The 14,579-nt window shown below is 58.3% G+C and carries 13 protein-coding genes and 10 pseudogenes; 20 read left to right on the forward strand and 3 right to left on the reverse strand.

Going from position 1 to position 14,579, the window contains the following annotated elements; genetic code table 11:
- The 9 genes and pseudogenes from VSR82_RS38500 to VSR82_RS38540 all read left to right on the forward strand — a co-directional run.
- Positions 1–115, forward strand: a pseudogene (locus VSR82_RS38500) (IS5/IS1182 family transposase); the annotation flags it as partial.
- Between the two features lie 892 nt (positions 116–1,007).
- Positions 1,008–1,235, forward strand: a pseudogene (locus VSR82_RS38505) (hypothetical protein); the annotation flags it as partial.
- Positions 1,236–1,709 carry a transposase gene (locus VSR82_RS38510; protein WP_498858780.1) on the forward strand — a complete coding sequence of 158 codons (474 nt, stop codon included), beginning with the start codon at positions 1,236–1,238 and terminating at the stop codon, positions 1,707–1,709.
- A gap of 230 nt (positions 1,710–1,939) precedes the next feature.
- Positions 1,940–2,212, forward strand: a pseudogene (locus VSR82_RS38515) (IS21 family transposase); the annotation flags it as partial.
- Positions 2,209–3,051: an IS21-like element helper ATPase IstB gene (gene istB, locus VSR82_RS38520; RefSeq protein ID WP_498858777.1), complete on the forward strand. Its 843-nt coding sequence runs from the start codon at positions 2,209–2,211 to the stop codon at positions 3,049–3,051. The pseudogene VSR82_RS38515 and the gene istB, both read left to right, overlap by 4 nt.
- Before the next feature lie 130 nt (positions 3,052–3,181).
- A complete protein-coding gene (locus VSR82_RS38525; RefSeq protein WP_498858778.1) occupies positions 3,182–4,750 on the forward strand; it encodes an integrase catalytic domain-containing protein in 1,569 nt (522 codons plus the stop codon).
- Between the two features lie 234 nt (positions 4,751–4,984).
- Positions 4,985–5,878: an SGNH/GDSL hydrolase family protein gene (locus VSR82_RS38530; RefSeq protein WP_410853011.1), complete on the forward strand. Its 894-nt coding sequence runs from the start codon at positions 4,985–4,987 to the stop codon at positions 5,876–5,878.
- A 178-nt stretch (positions 5,879–6,056) separates the two neighbouring features.
- On the forward strand, positions 6,057–6,779 hold the full coding sequence (locus VSR82_RS38535) for an IS6 family transposase (protein ID WP_498858779.1): 723 nt from the start codon (positions 6,057–6,059) through the stop codon (positions 6,777–6,779).
- A gap of 47 nt (positions 6,780–6,826) precedes the next feature.
- Positions 6,827–6,907, forward strand: a pseudogene (locus VSR82_RS38540) (integrase); the annotation flags it as partial.
- 27 nt (positions 6,908–6,934) lie between these two features.
- Here the strand turns inward: VSR82_RS38540 and VSR82_RS38545 are convergent.
- Complete coding sequence (locus VSR82_RS38545) at positions 6,935–8,287, reverse strand: IS30 family transposase (RefSeq protein WP_498858781.1); 1,353 nt, start codon at positions 8,285–8,287, stop codon at positions 6,935–6,937.
- A gap of 68 nt (positions 8,288–8,355) precedes the next feature.
- Between VSR82_RS38545 and VSR82_RS38550 the strand changes: the two are divergent.
- From VSR82_RS38550 to VSR82_RS38580, 7 genes and pseudogenes are all read left to right on the forward strand, one after another.
- A pseudogene (locus tag VSR82_RS38550) lies at positions 8,356–8,556 on the forward strand (IS3 family transposase); the annotation flags it as partial.
- Between the two features lie 505 nt (positions 8,557–9,061).
- Positions 9,062–9,319, forward strand: a complete 258-nt coding sequence (locus VSR82_RS38555) for a DUF8583 domain-containing protein (protein WP_152855046.1) — start codon at positions 9,062–9,064, stop codon at positions 9,317–9,319.
- Positions 9,320–9,389: 70 nt separating this feature from the next.
- Entirely contained in the window at positions 9,390–9,653 is a 264-nt protein-coding gene (locus VSR82_RS38560) for a hypothetical protein (protein ID WP_410853009.1), read from the forward strand.
- A 199-nt stretch (positions 9,654–9,852) separates the two neighbouring features.
- Positions 9,853–10,014 carry a hypothetical protein gene (locus VSR82_RS38565; RefSeq protein WP_410853016.1) on the forward strand — a complete coding sequence of 54 codons (162 nt, stop codon included), beginning with the start codon at positions 9,853–9,855 and terminating at the stop codon, positions 10,012–10,014.
- Between the two features lie 125 nt (positions 10,015–10,139).
- Positions 10,140–10,262, forward strand: a pseudogene (locus tag VSR82_RS38570) (type VI secretion system contractile sheath small subunit); the annotation flags it as partial.
- 47 nt (positions 10,263–10,309) lie between these two features.
- Positions 10,310–11,216 (forward strand): annotated as a pseudogene (locus VSR82_RS38575) (IS5 family transposase); the annotation flags it as partial.
- 88 nt (positions 11,217–11,304) lie between these two features.
- Positions 11,305–11,649 (forward strand): type VI secretion system contractile sheath small subunit, encoded by a 345-nt coding sequence (locus VSR82_RS38580; protein ID WP_498858782.1) that lies wholly within the window; start codon positions 11,305–11,307, stop codon positions 11,647–11,649.
- A gap of 145 nt (positions 11,650–11,794) precedes the next feature.
- Here the strand turns inward: VSR82_RS38580 and VSR82_RS38585 are convergent.
- Positions 11,795–11,884: pseudogene (locus tag VSR82_RS38585) on the reverse strand (IS6 family transposase); the annotation flags it as partial.
- A 476-nt stretch (positions 11,885–12,360) separates the two neighbouring features.
- On the opposite strand from VSR82_RS38585, the gene VSR82_RS38590 reads away from it, so the two are divergent.
- Positions 12,361–13,296, forward strand: coding sequence for an SMP-30/gluconolactonase/LRE family protein (locus VSR82_RS38590; protein ID WP_410853297.1), 936 nt, complete (start codon positions 12,361–12,363; stop codon positions 13,294–13,296).
- A gap of 33 nt (positions 13,297–13,329) precedes the next feature.
- On the opposite strand, the pseudogene VSR82_RS38595 reads toward VSR82_RS38590, so the two are convergent.
- Positions 13,330–13,615, reverse strand: a pseudogene (locus tag VSR82_RS38595) (DDE-type integrase/transposase/recombinase); the annotation flags it as partial.
- A 149-nt stretch (positions 13,616–13,764) separates the two neighbouring features.
- Between VSR82_RS38595 and VSR82_RS38600 the strand changes: the two are divergent.
- The 3 genes and pseudogenes from VSR82_RS38600 to VSR82_RS38610 all read left to right on the forward strand — a co-directional run bounded on the left by VSR82_RS38600 (position 13,765) and on the right by VSR82_RS38610 (position 14,409).
- Positions 13,765–14,073, forward strand: coding sequence for an IS66 family insertion sequence element accessory protein TnpB (locus tag VSR82_RS38600; RefSeq protein WP_498858783.1), 309 nt, complete (start codon positions 13,765–13,767; stop codon positions 14,071–14,073).
- A gap of 41 nt (positions 14,074–14,114) precedes the next feature.
- Positions 14,115–14,246, forward strand: a pseudogene (gene tnpB, locus VSR82_RS38605) (IS66 family insertion sequence element accessory protein TnpB); the annotation flags it as partial.
- Positions 14,247–14,283: 37 nt separating this feature from the next.
- Positions 14,284–14,409, forward strand: coding sequence for a hypothetical protein (locus tag VSR82_RS38610; RefSeq protein WP_410853385.1), 126 nt, complete (start codon positions 14,284–14,286; stop codon positions 14,407–14,409).
- Positions 14,410–14,579 lie beyond the last annotated feature (170 nt).

The following is a 14,579-nucleotide window of genomic DNA, read 5'->3' on the forward strand; positions in this document are numbered from 1 at the left end:
CCGTCGTCTTCGTATTCGCTTCGAACATCGCGCTGACATTCACGAAGCATTTCTCAAACTCGGTTGCTCCCTCGTCTGCTGGAACATCTTCAGACGGACGGAGCAGCCTTTTTGAATCCGTCTCTTAACGGTGCTTTGCATGTCGTGCCGGCTAAAATAGTCTGCACTGGCCGACCTCGACCACCTCTGCCTCCAAGCTGATAAACGCCCGTCCATGTGGACGGCCACCGCCGATTCCATCCTCGGAAGGATGAGACGCCTATACAAAACGGTTTCTGAGACACTGGAGGGGCGGGATCAATTGTCTGCATGGTCGTCCTGTTTGTCCAACTCCCCACGACATATGTCGACATTGTCGCGTTAAGTCGTTCCCTGAAAGTGGCAGTTGGCCTGTTGCAGAAAACTGCAGAACCCAACTCCGACGAGCATTCCTGTCGGATCACCATCACGTCGCTTCTTAGCCTCGCCCGGAGTTTGCGTGTGCTAGCCCGCAGGCGTCGGCCGAAGACAGCTTGCTCGGCGGGGCGGCATCATGCAACTGGTTGCGGGTTTCTTCCAGCTGGGGAATCGGTTGAAATGGCCGCCGGGCCTGGGTTCTACCCGGCTGACAGGAATCGGCTAGAATCCCAATGCTTTGAAGGTCGAAATGGCCGAAAGGCAGTCGTGGCAAAAGATTCCAACGAAATTGAGCGTCGAAGAGTTCGAGCAATTTGTCTGGCCGCATCTGAGCAAGGGCCGTCGCGGACCACTGCTCAGTGTGCTCCGACCCGGTACGATGAGCAACTGGGAGAACTTGACGGCAAGGCTGGCCGTGGCAGTCAAGGACCGGCTCACCCCATGATTGGGCAGATTGCGATCCACCTGGGAAAGCGGAAAAGAGGGTGTAAGGATTTCCTGATGTGAAAATCAGGACGCCACGCCTCGTTTTTCCAGCTTCCGCTGAATGTGACAGGGATTCTGGTCGCTGACTATGAGTCGTCGAAGCGCAATTGGAAAACCGATACATCATGATTGCCTATCTGTCGGAGCGGGAGAACGCCATCGAGGAAATTAATTCGCTCTGTCTACGACTGTTCGATGCGTGGTGCGAGACTCGTCGTGTGACCTTGCTTGCGTATCTGATGCACTGCTGGCCGTTGCTCGACAGCACGCCGAAGATGCTTTAGCGCCTTGGCGAAACCATGCGCGATCTGCGGTTCTATCACGTCGACCAACTCGACGAATCAGAGTTTCAGATGCATCTGTCGATCGACCCGGAGATGAATGTCCACCAGATCGCGATCACCGGGGACAACGTCTCCGACGAGGCGGGCCTGAATGCGATGCTGGCAGTCGACGCGAACGTCGACTGCGTGATCGCCGACGGCGCGTACTACAGTATTGCGCAGACCGAGGCGTGGTCAGCCTGCGGCGTGCTGCCGGTGATTCCCCCACCGGCCAATGCGGTCGTTCACAATCAGCCGGCGACGCGCTGGCACGACCATCTCGTTCGGTACATCAAGGACAAGGGCATCCATGCGTTCCGCAACAAATACGGGTACGGCCAGCGCGCGCTGGTCGAGGCGCAGATCTCGCGAATCAAGCGTTGCATCGGCGCGCGGCTACTGACGCGCAAAACCGAATCGCAGCAGCGCGAGGGCGCGATTATCGCGAACCTCGTGAATCTGTGGAACAGTTTCGGCAAGGCTGTTTGCGTCAAAAATGCCTAGTTGCGTCTGCAACCAACTGCGGCACTGCCCTGCTGAACAAAGCCCCTCCAGGGTATGTTTCGGTGGCCGGGGAAAGCCCAATGTTCGGCTCAAACGAATGAGGGAGCGCACCGGATCTACCGGGGCCGAAACGACGTGGGCGGCACTGTGCGCGTGGGCGGCGACAATTAGCTTGGCCGGTCGTTGACGTTTGTTTTGGCCGGTGGTGAGGAGTCGGAGGCGGCGTAGCCGCGTACCGCAGAATCTGGGAACAACTCGATGCCCGCCTGTCACAACGCGACGCATGCAAGACGATGGTCGGCCTGCTTGAGCTCGCGGGCCTGCACGGCGTGGAGGCCGTACTGGCCAGGCAGCTTGATGCGATGCTCGAAGCCGGCGAGCTTCCCGATCTCAAGGCGCTGCGTGAACAATATGCACCCCGTGAGGCCCAGTGCCCCGATGTCGAGGTTCAGATGCCGCCCGTTGCCGTCTATGACGAACTGCTCGAGAAGGTGGCAGCATGAACGCGCCCGCGCATGATGGTGGCCGCCTGGCCCTGATGCTCAACGAGCTGCGTTTGCCAACGATCGGCAGGTTGTGGCCCGAGTTCGCTGAGCGCTCGGACAAGGAAGGCTGGCCGGCCGCACGCCTGCTCGGCGCACTGCTAGAGCACGAGCTGGCCGAACGCGCCAAACGACGCATCGAGCGGCACCGTACCGAGTCGCATCTGGACCCGACCAAGACGCTCGCCGCCTTCGACTTCGGCGCCGTGCCGATGGTCTCAAAAGCGCATGTCACAGCGCTGGCCACCGGAGAGTCATGGCTGGAGAAAGGCGCCACCGTTCTCCTGTTCGGCCCGCCTGGGGTCGGAAAAAGCCACCTAGGATCGGCTATCGGTCATGCATTGATCGACGTCGGCTACCGCGTGCTGTTCACGCGTACAAGCGAACTCGTCCAGAAGCTGCAGGCCGCACGCCAGAGCCTGCAGTTGCCTTCTGCGCTGGCCAAGCTTGACCGCTTCGATTTGATCATCCTTGACGACCTGTCGTACGCGCGTAAGGACCAGGCCGAGACCAGCGTGCTGTTCGAGCTGATTGCCGAGAGGTATGAGCGTAAAAGTCTGCTGATAACTGCAAACCAACCGTTCTCGGGCTGGAATGACGTGTTCCCCGACCCCGGCATGACGGTCGCCGCCATCGACCGGCTTGTGCATCACTCGACGATCTTCGAGCTCAACGTCGAGAGTTACCGCCGCCGCAAGGCCGGCGACAAACAGAATGCACGGCGGCGTCAATTACACGACGACAACCCTGCTAACCCGTTTAGCGACCGGTTGCCCGACGACGGCAACGTTACGCAGTAGCGATGAGCGTCAACTACGCGATCACGCGCATTGACTCAAGATTTTTGCTACCAAGCGGTACCGGTTGCCTCATGTAATTTGTTACCCGTCAGAATGCTGGCGGGGACGACTTATGACGAGGCGGCTCAGCATGACAACACGACGGGAATTGACGGAGGCGGTTGGCGAGCGGTATCGACGTTCTGACCGGACGGAGAAACGCCAGATCCTGGACGAATTCATTGAATTGACGGGCTATCACCGTAAGCATGCGATCCGGGTGCTGTGTCGGGATCCGCAGCCACAAAGGGCGAAGCCAGGGCCGCAGCGACGCTATGACGACGAAGTGCGTGCGGCGCTGATCACGCTGTGGGAGGCTGCCGACAGGATCTGCGGCAAGCGGTTGAAGGCGCTCATCCCGACGCTGATCGACTCGATGACACGGCATGGTCACCTGTCGCTATCGAAGGACGTGCGCCAACGGCTTCAGCAGATCAGCGCCGCTACCATTGACCGGCTGCTGCGCGACGTGCGCGAGCAGGCCTTCTCCGGCCAGCGCCGGCGCGCCGGCGGAATCGGCAATGCGATTCGCCGTGCGGTGCCGATCCGCACGTTCTCTGACTGGAACGATCCGTTGCCCGGCTATCTCGAGGTCGATTTCGTCGAGCATTGTGGTGGCACCAAGATCGACGGCGACTTCGTGCACAGCTTCGTGATGACAGATATCGCGACCGGCTGGACCGAATGCCTGACCATGCCGTATCGCAGCGGAGCGTTCGTTCTCGAGCACATCGAGCGGGTTAGCCGTGCCTTGCCGTTTCCGCTGCGTGGTCTGGATTGCGATAACGATACTGCCTTCATGAACGCGGCCATGCTTGACTTCTGCAAGGCAACCGGGATCGAACTGACGCGCTCACGTGCCTACAAGAAAAACGATCAGGCGTGGGTCGAGCAAAAGAATGGTGCCATCGTGCGCCGCCTCGTTGGCTATGGCAGGTTACGCGGCCTCGAAGCCACGGCAACCCTTGCTTCCCTCTACGAGGTGTCGCGGCTGTACATCAACTTCTTCCAGCCGTCATTCAAGCTGGAATCGAAGACCCGTCACGGCGCGAAGGTGACGAAGCGCTATGAGGCGCCCTTGACGCCGCTCGAGCGCGTGCTGCGTTCCGCTTCGGTGTCGGAGGCAACCAAACGCAGACTGCGTGCCCAGTTCAGAGCGCTCGACCCAGTGGATCTCTTACGTCGAATGCGCGACGCCCAGCAGCGTGTCGCCGAATGCAGTGCTTCCGGAGCGGCGCCGACGGAGACAAAGCCATCCGGCCAAGTTCCACTCGCGGATTTCCTGGCGAGTCTTGGAACGGCGTGGCAGGCCGGAGAGGTCCGGCCGACGCATCATCGAAAAGCGCGCGTCACCCATGACTGGCGTACCCGGGAAGATCCATTCGAGCATACCTGGCCGAAGATACAGCAGTGGCTCGAAGCGGAGCCCGGCATTACCGCGCAAAAGCTCCATGAGCGTCTCACTTCGATGGCTCCCACCATGTATTCCGGCGCGCAGCTGCGGACCTTGCAGCGCCGCGTGAAGGCATGGCGATCGAACCGTGCCAGAGAACTGGTGACGCGGATACTCGGCGATGCTGACCCGATGACGGCTGGCGCCGCTACGCAGCGCCAGCCGTCATCGCAAAACAACCAGAGACTGACAATTACCCGGGAGTAACATCATCCCGTGAGGCAACACGCCGGCCACGCTGCTTGACGCTCTCTAGTGCGCGAACGAACGCTTCGCAAAAACGCGATCTTTCGACTCAAAATCTCCCGAAGTATTGTGTATTTTGGGTCTTTAAGTCGTGCGCGAGCGACAAAGGAGAGTTTTGTACCCTGAACCTTGATGGCTTGACGCTCGGTTCTGCAGGAAGAGCTACTTCTTCGTTTTTTTTCGAGGAGAAAAGAGATGGGAAAAGTGTATTGGGACGAAGCCGAATTCAAAAAAGCGAATGAAAGACTCGATGTATTGGCCTTGGGCGACTCTTGGTTTTGGTACCCCGAGAATAATTTGCTGAACTCAATCAACAGATTTTCAAACGAGCCCAATATCCTATGTTTCGGGGCTAATGGAGCGACGTCAGTTGAATTAGCCAGCGGCTTTTACTATGCGAGCTTCATTTCTGCATTGAAGGGATACACAGCGGTAGCTGCCGTCCTGATCAGCGCTGGAGGTAACGATTTCGCCGGATTCGATGACTTTCAAAAAATATTGAAACCGGATTGTTCTAACGCCAAAAAACCCTCGGACTGCTTCGACAGCGTAGGCTTAACGAATTTGATCAACACTGTTTACCAGTCGTATGAACGGCTTATTCACGCAACGTTAGCGATTCGGCCGAGCGCCAAAATTCATCTCCATAACTATGATTACGCAATCCCGACGGGAAAAGGCTTTTTAGGTCTCGGGCAATGGTTGAAAGCGCCGATGGATGCCCGAAGAGTTCCCGATCCAGACGATCTAGCACCGGGTTCGTTTCGGCGCACTCTAATTAAGATTCTCATTGACGAATTGGGCGTGATGCAAGACTCCTTGGTGCGCGATTTTATTGCCTCAGTAATTCGCGTGAGGACGCCTGGGATCTTGTCGGATAACGAGTGGGCAAATGAGTTGCACGCCACACCAAGTGGGTTTAATAAACTAGGAAAGCAGTGTTTCTCGCCAGTTCTCGGGCCAATAGTTCTTGGACCCGCTCCGCAAAAACATCCCGAGCAGATCATGCTTGCGTCGCCATCGACAAAGTCACGGAAGAAAGTTTCCAAGAAAAGCGGGGCTAAAGCACGGAAGGAAGCTCGTATTTAATATCCGATCGACCAGGGAGGGATAGCATCCCTTTCATGAGACTCCAAATTCTCAATGGAAAAGGCAGTTTGGGCCCACATCGAGCTTCCAGGATGAGCCGGTTTGCAGGGGTAACTGGCAGGGTTCTGTTGCAGTAAGGCCCACGTTAAAATTGGGTAGCGAATTTTTGAGCTGTGCGATGAAGAAGACAAAGACACCGCGAACCACACTCGCGCCGGGCCTGGCCAAGGTCCTGAAGCGCCTTCACTACCCGCTTGAAGTGATTTTGCTGTGCGTGCGATGGTACGTGGCCTATTCGCTGAGTTTGCGCAATCTTGCGGAAATGATGGGCGAGCGTGGTATCGCGGTAGATCATTCGACGGTGTACCGCTGGGTCATCAAACTGCTGCCGCTCTTCGAAAGGAGCTTGCGCAAGCACAAGCGTCCGGTTGGGAAAAGCTGGCGAATGGACGAGAGCTATATCAACATCAAAGGCGAGTGGAAATATCTTTACCGGGCAGTGGACAAGGCGGGCGACACGGTCGACTTCCTGCTCAGGGCCAGGCGGGACAAGGTCGCTGCCCGGCGGTTCTTTGAAAAGGCGATCGCCCATAATGGTACGCCAGAGACCGTGACCATCGACAAAAGCGGCTCCAATCTGGCCGCACTGGATGCGGTGAATGCCGATTGCGAGACGCCGATCAAGGTCCGTCAGATCAAGTACCTGAACAACATTGTCGAACAGGACCATCGGGCTATCAAACGCCGGACCCGGCCGATGCTGGGATTCAAGAACTTCCACCGTGCGAGGGTCATTCTCGGCGGCATCGAGGTAATGCACATGATCAGGAAAGGACAGATGAAATGTGCGGGCAAAGACCCGTCGTCTGCTTCCCAGCAGTTTTACTCCCTTGTGTCATAAGCAATACTTATCATATCGACATTTCTCGTCCCGACACCCTTACTGCAACAGAACCGGGCTTCGTCTATGTCGCGTTCATCATCGACGTGTTCGCCCGACGCATTGTCGGCTGGCGTGTGTCAAGGGCGGATCCAACCGGTCGTCGCAACACTCGATTATTGAGCAGACCTCAGGTATTCGTCCAGTGCTTCGGCAGGTGTCTTCCAACCAAGTGTTTTCCGGGGTCTGGTATTCAGTGCATTGGCAACGGCCTGGATTTCTCGAGCGCTCCACCGGGACAGGTCTGTACCCTTTGGGAAGTATTGTCGCAAGAGACCGTTCGTGTTCTCGTTCGTGCCGCGCTGCCATGGACTGTGCGGGTCGGCGAAGAATACCTGTACCCCGGACTCGACCGTGAAACGGGCGTGATCGGATAGTTCTTTGCCACGATCCCAGGTCAATGACCGCCACAACTGGGCGGGCAGGTCAGTCACGGTCTTCTTGAGCGCATTGGCCATCGTGACAGCTCCGTAGCCAGCCAGCGCAGGACCATTCTTCGTTCTGGGAATCAGCCCGTAGCCCTCCTCGCGAGGCAGATGGACGAGCATGGTGAACCGGCTTGACCGCTCAACCAGCGTTCCGATCGCGGACCGGTTTAGGCCGATGATCAGGTCACCTTCCCAATGCCCTGGCACAGCACGATCTTGCGCTTCAGCAGGCCGGCTGGAGATCATCACCTCCTCGCTAACGTGCGCCCAGGCCTTGGCCTGTGCCCGGGCCCTCGGCACGCGCAACGCCCGCCCAGTGCGCAAGCAGTTGACCAGCTCGCGCTTGAGAGCACCTCGGCCCTGGATATAAAGAGCCTGGTAAATGGCTTCGTGAGAGATGCGCATGGATTCGTCATCCGGGAAGTCGATCTGCAGCCGATTGGAAATCTTTTCGGGCGACCAGCCATTGACCCATTTGCGATCACCGCGATGCGGTTTGTTTCTCCCTTTGAATGGTGCTTGCCGTGGCCCAGAAATCTCACGACCATCAGCGTCGCGAACCTTGCCCTCCAGACGGTCTTGCACGTAGTGGCGCAGCCGCGAGTTAGTCACCAGTTTCGAAGGTTTGGGTCTTTTGGCAACCAGCTCCGCCTTCCACTGCGCAACCGAAGCCCAATACTCAAGCTGCCCGCCACGCGTTGCAGCGTTACGTGTCAGTTCCCGGGAGACCGTTGATGGGTTGCGTCCAATACGGCGAGCAATCTCGCGCACCCCGACGCCTTGATGCGAAAGTAGTCCAATCTCTTCTCGCTCCGCGAACGACAGGTACCTCCCGGATATCGGGCTCAACATGGAAAGTGGCATGCCGCCATTATGTCGGAACCAGCGAGTGCCTACTGCCTGCGACACGCCAACCGCCTCTGCAGCCTTCTCGCTTGTAATGCCTGTTGCGATTTGCTCCCAGAATCGCCGCTCGATCTCGCGCCGATGCGACGGCGCACCGGGCGAGCGCATCGCTCCTCGCCCTGTCAACTTATGCATCCAACCGGCTGGTCGTCCCATAAACATCTCCTCGATCAAAGGTGTTGCGACGACCGGTTGAATCCGCCCGGTACGCGAGCCACGAATTTCAGTGCAGGCTGGCTGACTATGGCATGCGTTGCTCTATGAGCCGCAAAGGAAATTGCTGGGACAACGCGCCGACGGAGAGCTTCTTCAACAGCCTGAAAAATGAACGGGTTCATGCAGCGCGCTATCGCACGCATCGCGAAGCCGCAGCGGACTTGTTCGAATACATCGAAGTGAGCTTCCCCTGAAATTTCGCCTTCCAGCAGGTCGTGCTTAAACTCGACCCAAAGGAAGGAAAGAAGAGATGTTCAAGGTACAATTGGCGCGTCAATGCCGGCACCGCAGATCGCGCCTCGGCTGCTTCCAATGACGCTGCAACCGAGTTGCCTCCCTGTAACGCAGCGCCTGTCGTGCGCCAGCTCGGTCGGCCACACACCAACCGCGTTAGTGGGAGAAGTATGGTCTGCACGATGGTTGCGGGGGGAGCGGAGTCAACGGGAGCGCTAATGGCATCGCCAGCGGCCGTAGGAACTAATGCGACATCTAGTGCCGCCGGACGGGATCCTGCATCGATTTTCGGCATGGCTACCTATTCCTCACGGAATGTCCTATTCCTGCACGATACAGGGTGCGTGTGACAAGAAGGAGTAATGAAGGTGCTCCTTGCGGCAGATCAAGGGCTGCGGTGTCAATAGCGCGTGTCAAATCGTGTGCGATTAGAATGGTTGGACGTGTAAGGAGCAACTGATGACATTGCTGAAAGACCGTCTAGCGGCGACGGAGCAAAAGCTGAGCGCCCTGAAAGAGGCACGAAAAGCTTCCGACAAGGCGCGCCGCAAGGCATACAAGGAGAGCAAAGCCGACCAGGCACGAAAGCTTGCGCTCGTGGGTGAGGCCGTCTTGCGGCGAGTTGAGCGCGGAGAAATGGACGAAGCCGACTTTCGGCAAATGATGGATGAGGCTCTCACCCGGCCGGCAGACCGGGCATTGTTCGACCTCGACTGAACGCGCCGTCCGATTCGGACGGTGAGCTTTTGCAGGTATCACCGGTGAGTCTTTTCAGGAGCCTGGTCCGATGACCCCCCCCACACACAATGGCGCGCACGGCGCCGTCCATCTGCTGACTGACAGCGACGCGCTGACCGCGAGCGTGAGGCGCACAGTGCGACTCGAAGCTGCGCCCGACGGCAAAAGCCTGGTCCTGATCGACGTCGACCAGCGCAAACCCGGGACTCAGCGCGAGGTGCGCTATGAGATCACGCCGGCCGAGCTGATTGCCGCGATCCGTGCGCACGGTGCCGAGCCGCCCGGCGAGAGTGATGGCGAAACTGGCAAGTGAAAGCGATCAAATGGGCGTTGGTGCATAGATAGGTCGATGAAAGATAGGGGTAATAAGATGACGTTCCCGTTCTCTCTGAATAGACGCATGCCGCATAAGCACAACGCCGCTCGTCGGCACCACATCCCGAAGATGGCGCATCGTGTGACGAACTGGCCGGAGTATGAAGCGGGCCTGAGACCAGCCGATTCCGCAGGATGTGAGCGATTCGATCGCGCTGGTGCTGACGAACGTGGATGGCTTGGCTCCGCAGGAAATCTCGGAAACCGTCCTTTACATCGGAATGCAATCCGATTCTGATGCGCTGCCGGGTCCTTCGACCGGAACAAGCAGCATGGCGGCACATTCGTTCCGCATCTAAACTCTGCCAAAACCGAATACCGGTTTGTCAAAGGTCTAGCGCACAACGCGACGGTGAAGACGTGGACAGAAAAAGGGCATGCTGTCTCGCACCTCCACACCGGCTAGCTTTTTTCGGAGTTAGATATGGCATATGAAAGTTCAACCGCTCCCAAGGAGCGGGTCAATATCGTTTATCGACCGGCCACCGGAGAATCAAGGGAAGAAGTTGAGCTGCCGCTTAAATTGCTTGTGGTGGGCGACTTCACTTTGCGCGACGACGCTACAGCGATTAAAGACATGAAGTCGATCAACGTCGACAAGGACAATTCCTTGAGACGTTGGATCAGATCGTGCCGTGGGCGCAACTGTGCGAGGTTGTCGAGCCGTACTATCCGAAGGGTCAAGGCGGTCGCCCACCGGTGGGTCTGGAGCGCATGCTGCGCATGCACTTTGTGCAGCACTGGTTCGACATGGCCGACGAAGCCTGCGAGGAAGCGCTGCTGGATAGCACCGCATTGCGGCGATTCGTCGGGGTTGACCTGGGACGCGAGCGCGTTCGCGATGGTACGACGCTCTTGAAGTTCCGGCGGCGGCTGGAGCGCAACAAGCTCGGCGAGCAATTGTTCGCGAGGGTCGGCGAGGTGCTGCAAGGGCGCGGACTGAAGGTAGGCACCGGCACGATCGTGGATGCCACCATCATCGGTGCGCCCAGTTCCACAAAGAATGCGGACAAGGCGCGAGACCCCGAAATGCATCAGACGAGGAAGGGCCAGCAGTGGTACTTTGGCATGAAGCTTCACATCGGTGTGGATAGCCAGACGGGTCTGGCACACAGCACGGTAGTGACGGCGGCGAACGTGCATGACAAGCATCCGCTGCCGGCGCCGCTGCACGGCGACGAGCGGCGTGTGTACGGCGACAGCGCCTATGCGAGCCAAAAGAAACTCATCACCAGCAAGGCGAAGAAAGCGAAGGACTTAACCAACCAGCGTGTACGCAATCGCAGTGGTGAAGTCGATGAAGCTAGGCGTTCGAAAAACCGCAACAAGTCGAAGATTCGTGCCCGGGTTGAACACCTCTTTGCGGTGGTCAAGCGGCTGTGGGGTTTTGGCAAGGTGCGCTATCGCGGCCTCGCGAAGAACGCCACGCGCGCCTTCTGTACTCGCGCTTGCCAACATCTACATGAGCCGCACGCGGCTGATGGCACAGGTGCGTCCATGAGCAGCCAAAGTGGGTCGAGAGACCCGCTTGCAAGGCCCTTCATGGCCAGAAAATCGAACCAGTCGCATCGCTCATCTCGCGTTCCGAAATTCAGCATCAAGCTGTTTGCGAAAACGATGGCTTCTTCAGCGAAGCCCTAGAGGCGAATCCGGGTCCGGACGCGCAGCTCACAGTGAATCTGGAATTTGAGTCCATCCACGATTTCTCTCCTGACGCAGTCGTACAGAAAGTACCGGAGTTGTGCCAGATGATCGCGTTGCGCGATGCGCTCAAAGCGCCGAAGGGCCCGCTCGGCAACAACCCTCATTTCCGCAAGCGTGTCCAGGCGTTGATAGTAGACGAGAAAGCGCGCACGCGTCTGATGGGTGAACTCGGCATTGAAAACAAGAGACCTGAATCGAATGGCAAAACCACCGGGGTAACACATGAGTGACATGCTGCGCGCAACGACAATCGTGCCCGTGTGGGACGCAGATCGTTCGCTACTCGACCAGCTGATTGGGGCGGCGCGAATCGAACCGGGCGACGAAGCCTATTCGATGGTGCCCCGCTTGCGCCGCGCCGTCTTTGCACGCTGGGAGGCTGAACCGGAAATACCAGCGAACCGCGCAGCTGATGACGAAGGCAGGGAAGCGGTGACCGTGATAAAGCGGCTTTCTTTTCTTCATCGCTTCATTCTACCCCGCTCCTGGGTCAACCTGACAGAGCCTGCCCCAGCCATACGAGTGTCCAGCTCGTCGATGTGCGATCGCATGCGGGGGGACGTTCTCGCGGAAATCCGTCCGTCCGAACCGGGCCGGCAAGTCCGACGTGATTGCCGGCATCCTCTGCTCGGGGAGCAGTGCATCCAACCACGTAGTAAAGATTGGATCGAAATTCTGGGCTCACGGGAGTCAGTTGTGGCTGAACGTTATCGAGCATATGATGCATCTGCCGGTGACCACCGGCTCCGGAACGTCCCGCTTCCCCGATGGGTGGTTCGGCAAACGCGGCATCTGTCGCAGGTTCAAAAGGCGGGATTGACGCTTTTCACGTCATCGCGTAACCCGAGGGCTTTTGTGACAAACCGTTCGGTAGTGGCAGTGCGGCACACCGCTGCTGCCACCCTGACAACGTATATTGCAGACTCGACGGAGGTCGCACTGTGGCTACACGTGATGGCGGTACGCTGTATGTCATCCAGGCACGTCCCCCGGCAATCATCGCCTTATCCCCGGACGGTTCGCACGAAATCGTTATCGCAGACCTGACGAACACGCCCGACGGCATAAAGGTGGACGCCGAAGACCAGTTGTTATACTGGAGCAACATGGGCAGCGGCATTCATCTAATCAACGGCGATGCGATGCTCTCTGGACTTCCACCGAACGATGGCACGATCGAATGCTCGAAGCTAGACGGTAGTGAGCATCGGGTGCTCGTGCCTTCGGGGAAGGCAGGAACCCCGAAGGAACTGGCGCTGGACAAGGAAGCCGGTCATCTGTACTGGTGCGATCGTGAAGGCATGCGAGTCATGCGTGCGCGGCTGGATGGCAGTCAGGTCACGGAGCTCGTGCGGACTGGGAATTTCCCGGAAGATACGGCTGACGCAACCCGCCACTGTGTAGGCATTGCGCTGGATAAGACAAACGGACACATTTACTGGTCACAGAAGGGTCCTCCGGATGGCGGACAGGGGCGCATCTTTAGGGCAGGCATTGACCTACCGGCAAATGCGGCTCCCGATAGACGCTCAGACGTCGAATGTTTGCTTGACAAATTGCCGGAGCCTATTGATCTCGATATCGACCACCACGACGCGATGCTCTATTGGACAGATCGCGGCGACGATGCGGACGACGGAAATACGCTGAACCGCGCAAGGATCACAACGTTGGGACTGGTTAATCGTGAAGTGGTTGCGCGCGGACTCAAGGAAGGGATTGGCGTGTGCTTGGATTGGCGAGGGCGCCGTGCCTTCGTGACCGATCTGGGCGGCAATGTGCGCGAGCTGGACATGGATACGAACGACGACTCGCATTTCACTACGGTTGCCCATCTGGGCGTGCTCACGGGTATTGATTACGCCGACGACGTCTAAGTTGGACCCCCAGCAGCTGGCTCTGGTGCAATTTCAGCGGCGAGCGAAAGAATTGGCGTATCCACCGTCACCTCTTCGAACTGAAAGGACTGCCTTCCAAACAGCGGGCGCAGTGGCATCTTTGAGGCGCAGGTTCGTCAGATCGGACTGACCTTTGCGAATACGACGGGTCAGCTCGAAGCCCGAGATCGCGATTGTCCGCGTTCCGGAACTGTTTGAAACCGAGTATCACGTTCAGCTGTGATTTGATGTGACGATGATCCTGCCCGATCACGTCGTTCAAGTACTTTGAGGATCGCAGCGTCGTGTCTTTGGTAAGCGCCCGGCCATCCCGTCTTGAGTAGCGTTGAAGGTTTTGGGAGCATCGTGTGCACTTAAATAGGTGGACACGTGAACACTATCGAAGAAGAGGCACCGGTTGGAAGGCGTCGACGCCGGCGATATAGCGTCGAGTTCAAAGCCCGGGTGGTGGCAGCCTGCCGAAGACCGGGTGTATCGCTTGCGGCCATCGCCCTGGATCACAGGCTGAGCGCAAACCTGCTGCGACGTTGGGTGGAACAAGCCGAAGGGAATGCTCGGGTGCCCGTCGCGAGCAGCGATGTGGCAGTGCCGTCGGCACAGGCACCGGCATTTGTGCCGGTGCCGCTCGACACGATGAACGTTCGTCCGGCCGAGATCCGCGTCGAGGTGCGTCGCGCGAACCAGTCGATAACGATTAGCTCGCCGATATCAGAGGCAGCACAATGCGCCGCCTGGCTGCGTGAGTGGCTCGCATGATCCGCATTGATCAGGTGTGGCTGGCGGTCGAGCCGCTGGACATGCGGGCCGGCTTCGATACGGCACTTGGCCGGGTGATAACCGTATTCGGCGCCGCGCATCCACATCATGCTTATCTGTTTGCCAACCGGCGGGCCAACCGTCTGAAGGTACTGGTTCACGACGGGATTGGAATCTGGCTGGCAGCGCGACGGCTGAACGAGGGACAGTTTGTGTGGCCTCACCCTGGTAGGCGAACCGAAGCATCATGCGCTCACGCAGGAACAGCTCGAAGGTCTGGTGGTGGGTTTGCCGTGGCAGCGCATCGGTCCTAACGGCGTGATTCGCGTCGTATGACGCCCGCAAGGACGTAAACGGTGGCGCTTTCCCGGTCTCCAAAGTTCTGGCAGACTCGTCTGCATGAACCTGCCCGCCGATCTTAACGCCCTCAGCCCGGAACAATTACGCGCGCTTGCCGCGCAGCTGATTGCCCAGGTCGAGGACAGGGAGCGGGAGATTCTCGAGAA

Origin of the sequence: Burkholderia sp. JPY481, from assembly GCF_038900515.1 — a bacterium.
Lineage (GTDB): Bacteria > Pseudomonadota > Gammaproteobacteria > Burkholderiales > Burkholderiaceae > Paraburkholderia > Paraburkholderia youngii.

What these genes read in the sequence shown, in the direction of transcription:
- VSR82_RS38510 (WP_498858780.1), top strand. Translation starts at nt 1,236, where the DNA reads ATGCATCTGTCGATCGACCCGGAGATGAATGTCCACCAGATCGCGATC.
- istB (WP_498858777.1), top strand. Translation starts at nt 2,209, where the DNA reads ATGAACGCGCCCGCGCATGATGGTGGCCGCCTGGCCCTGATGCTCAAC.
- VSR82_RS38525 (WP_498858778.1), top strand. Translation starts at nt 3,182, where the DNA reads ATGACAACACGACGGGAATTGACGGAGGCGGTTGGCGAGCGGTATCGA.
- VSR82_RS38530 (WP_410853011.1), top strand. Translation starts at nt 4,985, where the DNA reads ATGGGAAAAGTGTATTGGGACGAAGCCGAATTCAAAAAAGCGAATGAA.
- VSR82_RS38535 (WP_498858779.1), top strand. Translation starts at nt 6,057, where the DNA reads ATGAAGAAGACAAAGACACCGCGAACCACACTCGCGCCGGGCCTGGCC.
- VSR82_RS38545 (WP_498858781.1), bottom strand. Translation starts at nt 8,287, where the DNA reads ATGCATAAGTTGACAGGGCGAGGAGCGATGCGCTCGCCCGGTGCGCCG.
- VSR82_RS38555 (WP_152855046.1), top strand. Translation starts at nt 9,062, where the DNA reads ATGACATTGCTGAAAGACCGTCTAGCGGCGACGGAGCAAAAGCTGAGC.
- VSR82_RS38560 (WP_410853009.1), top strand. Translation starts at nt 9,390, where the DNA reads ATGACCCCCCCCACACACAATGGCGCGCACGGCGCCGTCCATCTGCTG.